Source organism: Streptococcus loxodontisalivarius (genome assembly GCF_016908645.1).
GTDB classification, from domain to species: domain Bacteria; phylum Bacillota; class Bacilli; order Lactobacillales; family Streptococcaceae; genus Streptococcus; species Streptococcus loxodontisalivarius.
On record NZ_JAFBEH010000071.1, the window covers coordinates 1 to 6,673 of the forward strand.

9 protein-coding genes are annotated in these 6,673 nt (G+C 36.0%); 8 read left to right on the plus strand and 1 reads right to left on the minus strand.

Annotated elements, in window-relative coordinates; translation table 11 throughout:
* Positions 1 to 217: 217 nt before the first annotated feature.
* A complete protein-coding gene (locus tag JOC28_RS10100) occupies positions 218 to 547 on the plus strand; it encodes a helix-turn-helix domain-containing protein (protein WP_205010561.1) in 330 nt (109 codons plus the stop codon).
* Positions 548 to 595: 48 nt separating this feature from the next.
* Here JOC28_RS10100 and JOC28_RS10105 read toward each other — a convergent pair whose 3' ends face one another.
* Complete coding sequence (locus JOC28_RS10105) at positions 596 to 1,462, minus strand: hypothetical protein (RefSeq protein WP_205010562.1); 867 nt, start codon at positions 1,460 to 1,462, stop codon at positions 596 to 598.
* Positions 1,463 to 1,711: 249 nt separating this feature from the next.
* Here JOC28_RS10105 and JOC28_RS10110 point away from each other — a divergent pair, with 249 nt between their 5' ends.
* The 7 genes from JOC28_RS10110 to JOC28_RS10140 all read left to right on the plus strand — a co-directional run bounded on the left by JOC28_RS10110 (position 1,712) and on the right by JOC28_RS10140 (position 6,566).
* Positions 1,712 to 2,023, plus strand: a complete 312-nt coding sequence (locus JOC28_RS10110) for a hypothetical protein (protein ID WP_205010563.1) — start codon at positions 1,712 to 1,714, stop codon at positions 2,021 to 2,023.
* 5 nt (positions 2,024 to 2,028) lie between these two features.
* Positions 2,029 to 3,180, plus strand: coding sequence for a helicase HerA domain-containing protein (locus tag JOC28_RS10115; RefSeq protein WP_239548957.1), 1,152 nt, complete (start codon positions 2,029 to 2,031; stop codon positions 3,178 to 3,180).
* A gap of 25 nt (positions 3,181 to 3,205) precedes the next feature.
* Positions 3,206 to 3,781, plus strand: a complete 576-nt coding sequence (locus JOC28_RS10120) for a hypothetical protein (protein ID WP_205010564.1) — start codon at positions 3,206 to 3,208, stop codon at positions 3,779 to 3,781.
* Positions 3,782 to 4,018: 237 nt separating this feature from the next.
* Positions 4,019 to 4,666, plus strand: coding sequence for a replication protein (locus tag JOC28_RS10125; protein ID WP_205010565.1), 648 nt, complete (start codon positions 4,019 to 4,021; stop codon positions 4,664 to 4,666).
* Complete coding sequence (locus JOC28_RS10130) at positions 4,659 to 4,919, plus strand: hypothetical protein (protein WP_205010566.1); 261 nt, start codon at positions 4,659 to 4,661, stop codon at positions 4,917 to 4,919. The genes JOC28_RS10125 and JOC28_RS10130 overlap by 8 nt, the downstream gene beginning before the upstream one ends.
* A 100-nt stretch (positions 4,920 to 5,019) precedes the next feature.
* Positions 5,020 to 5,280: a helix-turn-helix domain-containing protein gene (locus JOC28_RS10135; RefSeq protein WP_205010567.1), complete on the plus strand. Its 261-nt coding sequence runs from the start codon at positions 5,020 to 5,022 to the stop codon at positions 5,278 to 5,280.
* Positions 5,281 to 5,348: 68 nt separating this feature from the next.
* Positions 5,349 to 6,566 (plus strand): tyrosine-type recombinase/integrase, encoded by a 1,218-nt coding sequence (locus tag JOC28_RS10140; RefSeq protein WP_205010568.1) that lies wholly within the window; start codon positions 5,349 to 5,351, stop codon positions 6,564 to 6,566.
* Positions 6,567 to 6,673 lie beyond the last annotated feature (107 nt).

A 6,673-nucleotide genomic window follows, 5' to 3' on the forward strand; every position in this document is an offset into this window, starting at 1 on the left:
AGAGTCCTTATAGTGTTTGTTGTGGTGACTACATTATATCTCTCTGAGATGTTTTTTTATACTTTCGACTGGCTAACTTCATTTTAGAACTTTCTCTTGTTTCTACTATTATAAATGATTTTATCACACCATTGTGTTGTTTACAACACTACAGTGCGATTTATCTGCGTAGTTTACTGTCCTTTTTAATGATAATTTTACAGTAGAGGAATTTATCATGACAGAAAAAGAAACATTAACTTACTATTTAATAAAACGACTACGAGCTATTCGAAAAGAACGGAACATCAGTCAAGAACAACTTTCAGAACTAGCTGGTGTAGAGTCTCGCTATATCAATAAATTGGAAAATGGAAAGCTGAACCCTACATTAAATACACTTGAAAAGATTATGCTTGCACTAGATATATCATATAGAGAACTTTTTGAGCTTTCTAGCCACGAGACAGATATTGAAAGTTTGTTAGTAGCTCTAGCTGAACTATCTCCCTCACAAAGAAAAGTAGCTATCAATGCCTTTATAGAACTATTATCACTAGAGAAATAGCTCTAATGACAAATCCCTACCGTCAAAAGATGGTAGGGATTTTTTTATTTAATCATTATCATTTAAGGGACGATTGAGAGCAATCTGCCCTATCTCTTTTATGTACCAGTTCGTTATAAAATCAGCTCTGGAATAAAGTTTAGAAATCATAGCATTCAAATAAACATAAGAACCTGTAACATCTTCTGTTCTTCTATCCCAGCGGTCAACATCTTCTAAAAAGTCATATAGGATTGTAACATCATCTTGAAATGCAACCTCCGTTGTTGTCTCGTATTTATACACAGATGGGTCATTTTGAATGTAACGATAATGGATAATTTCGAGAAGTTCACCCTCTTGCTCGTTGATAGGATAATCAACATTATACCTTTCTATATAAAGACAGTAGTAAGCTCTAACAGCATCAGCAAAGTTAGGAAAGCGACTGAGAGCGTAAGCAATGGAAAGCTGTTGGTATTTTTTATCTTGCTTATATTGATAAGTATGCTCATATCGTGCAGCTTGTAAAAACATCAGCTCATTATATAGTTTTGTCTGGTCTTCTGCCAAAAAATCAATTTCCATTCGCTTAATGATAAAACGGCTAAATTCTTCCAATTCCAACAATGCTTTGTATTCATAGAAATCAAGTACTGTTTTTTTAGCTCGCTCTGTTGAGGTAACTTGTTTAATCAGTTTATTCAGTTGGTTTCTATTATGACTAGCGTGGTCATGTTTAGCAAGGTCAAAACCTATTCCAAAAGTTTCTTCAATAAAGCTACGTAACATTCCTGATGAAATCTTGATGTCAGACAATGAAATTTCTTTACGATTAACTGTTCTTACCCACTCAGATATGTCATCATGATTATTTGGCGAGGGCATATTTATAGCACTAGCCACTAAATCAGATAGATTAAATGTTAGTTTCATAATCCGTCTCCTAAAAAAGTTAGTTTTGTTTTTCATAATAGCATGAAATCAAGGTTTTAACAACCTCATCCTATTTTGAAAAGTTAGAAAATAACAGCTAAAACCTCTAAAATATACTCATATCCTTTGCAAAGGGGGAAGTTACCTAGTCGTGCACATACTAAGGCTTTCCGTGTCCAACTCATGACACTAAACCGAGCTTATCAACTTTACTATTATCTCTTTAATTTAGAAAGGAATCACACAACTATGCGTGTTTTTCAACGACAATCAGGTTATAGCCCTGAAACAGCACTTAACTATGTTAAACCTAACTTACCATTTTATTCTCTTAGCTCAGAACTAACTCCTCAGCTTCGTTTTGAAAACAATCGTCCAACTGATGAAATCACTGCTTATAAGGCTTGGTTTGTTCAGGAAGGCGTAGAACCTTTTGAAGTGAAGTTTGAAAAGCAGATTACTCTTCCAGACTTCCTGACACCTATTACTTTTGATAACTTACAGGCATGTGAAGTTCGCAATAATGTGTACTTTAAAGCTGATAATCTATTGGAGGCATAAGCATAATGACAACGAACATGTTTAACACACATGCTCAGTCATCAAAGACTTTAGGGCGTAATCCTACGCCCAAGGTCTTTAATGACACAAATGAGCTGACAACATTTATTCAACGAAACCTTAATAACGCTCTTGATGTCAATGGAGAGACCAGTTATACCAACTCATTTATGATACGTATCACTGGGAATGACTTAGGTTTCCTATTCGTTCCAAATCTTCCTGTCTCTTACCCTCTTGACAGTCAACTTTACATGAAAATATATGCTATTTGTTCAGGTATCCTCTATCCGTACAAAACACTTTTACCTCAAACCAATGCCTATTTTACACCTTACGATAACGACAATCCAAATCTAGCTCGTGCCTTTTTCTTCCCTTGGGTAGATGGTATCCCAGAAAGATTGGTTATTGATAATCTTGACCAATTTATCCGCTCACAGGTCACAAATACAACTATCCCTATAATGGCAAACAATATCTCTCTAAATATGAATAAGGTAGTTCACATAGCCATCAGTGGCTCGTCAGGCTCAGGTAAATCTCAATTTACAGAGTATCTTATTCGCTGTTTGCACCACTCAGATAAGGCGATAAAGTTGGTTCTTGTTGACCCTAAACTCTCTAAAATTTACAAGCTCGGAAAAGAGTTAGGAATTGATGTATTATCCCCTAAATTTGGGTCAAATCTCAACAGTTTTATCACTGAAGTTAATGAACTTCTTGGCAAGGTCATCAATAAAATCTATGAACGCCAACAAACTCTCCTCACAAAACCTAATACTATTTTCCCTAAAATCTATATTGTCATTGATGAACTCTTAGCACTTGTGCAAGGAAGCTCTAAACAAGCCAGAGAAACCTTCGCTCAATTACTAGGGACTATCGCCCTCTTAGGGAGGGAAACCAATTGTAGCTTAATCTTGATTTCACAGAGATTTGATGCAGCTGCCTTTGGTGGTAATACTGCGGTTCGTGAGCAGATAAATTGTGCCTGTATTTTAGGCGAAATTAACGCTAACACTACGCAATTTTTACTCCCACATACAAACGTTGATAGTATTGTTGTTCCTGCTGGTATTGGAACAGGTATCATCAAATTTACAGATGATAACCACAACAACCGTATTATCCCCCTACTAACCCCTACATATTGATTAAAAGAAAGGAAAATTATCTATCATGAATATTTTCAAAACTTTTAAATGGTTTAATTACTATAATCTCTTTTGTTACAGCCTAATCACCGTGTTAATATTTTTTATATCACATTTTATCTTTAGTTCCCTAAACCATTTTCAATTTAGATTAGTATCTTTTATTATCACAAAAATGTTAACCGTGACATCTGTTTTTCTACTCTTTAGTGGAACTGTATGTATTCTATCCCTTATTATTCCTCTCTATGCTTCAAAGGGAAAATTGAAAATCTTCAAGTCACTATGGGTCACACATAAAATAAGATGCTTTTCTCGATTTGAAAAGGGAAAGACAAGCGAAACTAATATCTCAGTTAGCGCAACAGATGCTGAAAAAAATCTTGCAAATGCTGCGGTTAGAACATTGACCGTCAGCTATTATCAGGACAGAGCGATTGTCTCTATAAAATTGCCTGAAAATGACAACGCTCAAAAACTTCTGCTTGAGAAGTTGCCTAGACTAAGAGATAAGTTAAACGCACTTCAAAACGGCTATACTTTTAATGACCTAACCGCTGAAAACGATAGACTCTATTCAGCAGAAGGGGCTATCTCCTAGGGTGCTTTTTCGGCTTTGTCGGAACAGACAAAGAGCCGAAAAAAGCACCAATAATTGACGGCAAGAAAAGTTGAAAATGAGTTTTTCAACTTTGAAAGCTGTCCCTTGCGAAGCCGCCGAGCAACAAGGGCGGTTGCCATAGGCAATAGAGCATGGGCTGGGACTACGACCAGCCCATGCTCTCTATAATCACTAATCAAAAAAACTAATTAAAAACAGAAAGGATAATACTCTTATATGACAACACGGTCTAACAAATGGGCATTTTTAATCTATAAAGACAGTGCACCAGAAAATTATCTTGAAGTTCTCGAAAGTTTACAAGTTCCCTTTATCCTCTCCCCTTGGCATGATAAAGACATTAACTTTAAAACTGGTGAACTCAAGAAACCGCATAAACACGGTGCTCTCTTTTTTGACAGCCTAAAAAGCTACAAACAAGTATCAGAACTGGTCAATGAAAAATTAAATTCACCTAAACACATTGAACCTGTCATGTCACCTACTGGCATGTACCACTATTTCACCCACCAAGAGAACAAAGAAAAGGCTTCCTATGACCCTAGAGATATTGAAAGCGGTGCAGGGTTTGACCTTGATAGTTTTCTCTATACTCAAAACGCTAACAACTACCTGACTGAAATGATTGATACCATTGAAAAAGAAAATATTCAAGAATTTGGTGACCTCATCCTCTATGCAAGGGCTAATAACCAAGCCTTTCTCGAACTCATCACCGACAAAGCCTATTTTTTCTCAAGGTATATGGATTCAAGACGCTACAGTCACAAACGTATTGACCTACTCAATCAACTTTCTACTGATACACTTGACGAACAAACAGATAAACAACCAAAAGAACTGGAGACTAAAGACCATGCTTAACAATTATCTAAAGAGCCTAAACACACACGATTTTGCCGTCGCTTCTACTCTTGTCTATATGATATTGAAAGATATTGCCATAAAAGCTACTAGCGACAAGTCAAAAGACAGCACCAACGATAGCGACGTTATCAGTAAATGTCTAGAAGCCCTAGAAAATACTTATATTCCCTCAATTTTGAGAGAGCATCCTGTGGAAGAGTATAAAGCCGAAAGCAAGAAACTTTTTGAAAATGGAAAGGAGGATAACTAAATGGATACTGTTAAATTAGCTCGTATAGAGGAACTTCTAACTAGTATCATTCTCTTACTGCAAAATTCCAAAATAACAAAGATAGACAAGAGGTGAGAATATGCACGTTATTTTACCAGATGAACAGATTCATCAAATCCAGCTCTTGATTGCTGATTTAATCAAACAAGAAATTGAAAAACGACTAAACAACAGTAATCTTGACAGTCCATTTTTGAACAAGCAACAAGCCTGTAACTATCTAGGAATTTCCAACAATACGTTGGATTCTTGGATAAAAAAAGGAGTACCAGTGATTCGAGTTGGCAAAATAGTTCGATTTGATAAAAACGAACTCAATCGCTGGTTACAAAATCAGTAGCAATTTTACCGTGGTTTGTTATAATATAGCCACGGTATTTTTCTAGCTCAATTCAAAAGGAGAATACTATGTCTATTACAAAAACCAAAAACGGAACATATCGCTTACGTGTCTATATTCCAGAGGAAGCTAAATCTTCACTTGGAACGAATAAAAAAGTAATTGAAAAACGCTTTAAATTAAGGAGTGAGGCTAAAAAATACGAACTAGAATTACAGAATAAAATTGATAAAATTCTAAGTGGAGAAGGAACTTCACTAGAAACAAGTGGTTCAATCCTCTTCTCAGACTTTTATCACAATATTTGGTGGGAGTCCTACAAAGCAGGTCAAACAACATCTACTACCAAACCACCCTCACAAGCTACCATTGACGGTACAGAAATCGTCTTTAGGAAGCATATTTTACCTATGCTTGGGAACTATTCGATTGATTTTCTTAATCAAAACAAACCAGTCATATTGAACCTATTAACTGCAAAAGCTGAAGAATATGCCAACTTCAAAGTTGTTAGAAGTTACGTTAATTCTATCTTTGATTGGGCGGAGGAGTTGGAATATATCGAGACCAACCGTATTTCAAAAACTATCAGGCGTATCAAAGCAACTAAGAAAATTAGACTGCAAGAAGCCAAAAATGATGAGGACTTATACCTATCACAAGCAGAACTCCAAGCTTGGTTCTCAGCTTTTGAAGAGGATTTAGAAAATAACAAACTCTTATTTAAGGATTATGTACTCTTCTATACAACCTTTTTCTTAGGAGATAGAAAATCTGAAAGTTATGCTTTACAGTGGAAACACATCAACACTAAGAAACAAGAAATTCAATTAGTCCAAGCCTTGGATAAATACAAGAATCCTAAATCTACTAAGGGAAATAAGAAAACAACATTTCGAATTCCTACTGAACTTACTGACCTTCTCCAATCTTGGAAAAAACAGCAAAAAGCTGAACTAGCCAAATTTGGCATTATCCAGTCTGAGGAACAATATGTCTTTACCTATATTGACATGAAAGGCAACGTGAATAGTCCCTTACACGCTGATTATCTCAATAATAAGATGAAGTCTGTCAAGCGCCGTCACAAGGAGCTGACACATGCCACACCGCACAAACTACGCCATACTGGTGCAACTCTTGCTAAGCAAGCAGGAACATCACTAGAAGCTATTTCAGAAGCTCTTACACACAGCGATACCCTCACAACTAAAACTTATGTTAACACTTCAAATGTTGTACCCATGGCTGTTGGTGAAATCGCCTACCGAAGTCTTAAAAAGTAATGGTGTGAATTTGGGCTCTATAATTTCTGTAGTGGGTAAATCCACCAAGGAGATTGTAGGGCTTTTTGAATGTAGAAAAAAAGTCCCACATGACTTATAATGAAAAG